This window comes from Staphylococcus sp. EG-SA-2, from assembly GCF_017152085.1.
This window is the reverse complement of the sequence record NZ_JACYHC010000787.1, coordinates 1-1,364: the sequence shown is the minus strand read 5'-3', so window position 1 is coordinate 1,364 and position 1,364 is coordinate 1. Positions and strand designations below refer to the sequence as shown.

Annotated in this window: 1 protein-coding gene and 1 pseudogene; both read left to right on the top strand. The window is 33.6% G+C overall.

Features of this window, described 5'->3' with window-relative positions; genetic code table 11:
- Positions 1 to 407 (top strand): DUF2815 family protein (locus tag IDG60_RS14270; RefSeq protein WP_206160827.1); only part of this gene is annotated, 407 nt, incomplete at its 5' end.
- A 68-nt stretch (positions 408 to 475) separates the two neighbouring features.
- Positions 476 to 1,364 (top strand): annotated as a pseudogene (locus tag IDG60_RS14265) (DNA polymerase); the annotation flags it as partial.

Genomic DNA, 1,364 nt, shown 5'->3' with positions numbered 1-1,364 from the left:
TAAAAGCCATTGAACAAGCTATAGAAGCTGCTAAAGAAGAAGGAAAAGTTAGTAAGTTTGGAGGCAAAGTTCCTGCAAATCTGAAACTTCCATTACGTGATGGAGATACTGAAAGAGAAGATGATGTGAATTATCAAGACGCTTATTTTATTAACGCATCAAGCAAACAAGCACCTGGTATTATTGACCAAAACAAAATTAGATTAACGGATTCTGGAACTATTGTAAGTGGTGACTATATTAGAGCTTCAATCAATTTATTTCCATTCAACACAAATGGTAATAAGGGTATCGCAGTTGGATTGAACAACATTCAACTTGTAGAAAAAGGCGAACCTCTTGGCGGTGCAAGTGCAGCAGAAGATGATTTTGATGAATTAGACACTGATGATGAGGATTTCTTATAAGTCAATAGGTGGGGTTTTTAGCCCCACTTTAATTTTAAAGAAATTGAGGTGTCAAGAATTTGAAATTTATGAATATAGATATTGAAACATACAGCAGTAACGATATTTCGAAATGTGGTGCCTATAAATACACAGAAGCTGAAGATTTCGAAATTTTAATTATAGCTTATTCGATAGATGGTGGAGCGATTAGTGCGATTGACATGACTAAAGTAGATAATGAGCCTTTCCACGCTGATTATGAGACGTTTAAAATTGCTCTATTTGACCCTGCTGTAAAAAAGTATGCATTCAATGCTAATTTCGAAAGAACTTGTCTTGCTAAACATTTTAATAAACAGATGCCACCTGAAGAATGGATTTGCACAATGGTTAATTCAATGCGTATTGGCTTACCTGCTTCGCTTGATAAAGTTGGAGAAGTTTTAAGACTACAAAGCCAAAAAGATAAAGCAGGTAAAAATTTAATTCGTTATTTCTCTATACCTTGTAAACCAACAAAAGTTAATGGAGGAAGAACAAGAAACCTACCTGAACATGATCTTGAAAAATGGCAACAATTTATAGATTACTGTATTCGAGATGTAGAAGTAGAAATGGCGATTGCTAATAAAATTAAAGACTTTCCAGTAACTGCAATTGAACAAACATATTGGGTTTTTGACCAACATATAAACGACAGAGGTATTAAGCTTTCTAAATCATTGATGTTAGGAGCTAATGTGCTCGATAAGCAGAGTAAAGAAGAATTGCTTAAACAAGCTAAACATATAACAGGTTTAGAAAATCCTAATAGTCCTACACAGTTATTGGCTTGGTTAAAGGATGAACAAGGATTAGATATACCTAATTTACAAAAGAAAACGGTTCAGGAGTACTTAAAAGAAGCAACAGGAAAAGCTAAAAAAATGCTAGAAATTAGATTGCAAATGTCTAAAACCAGTGTGAAAAAATACA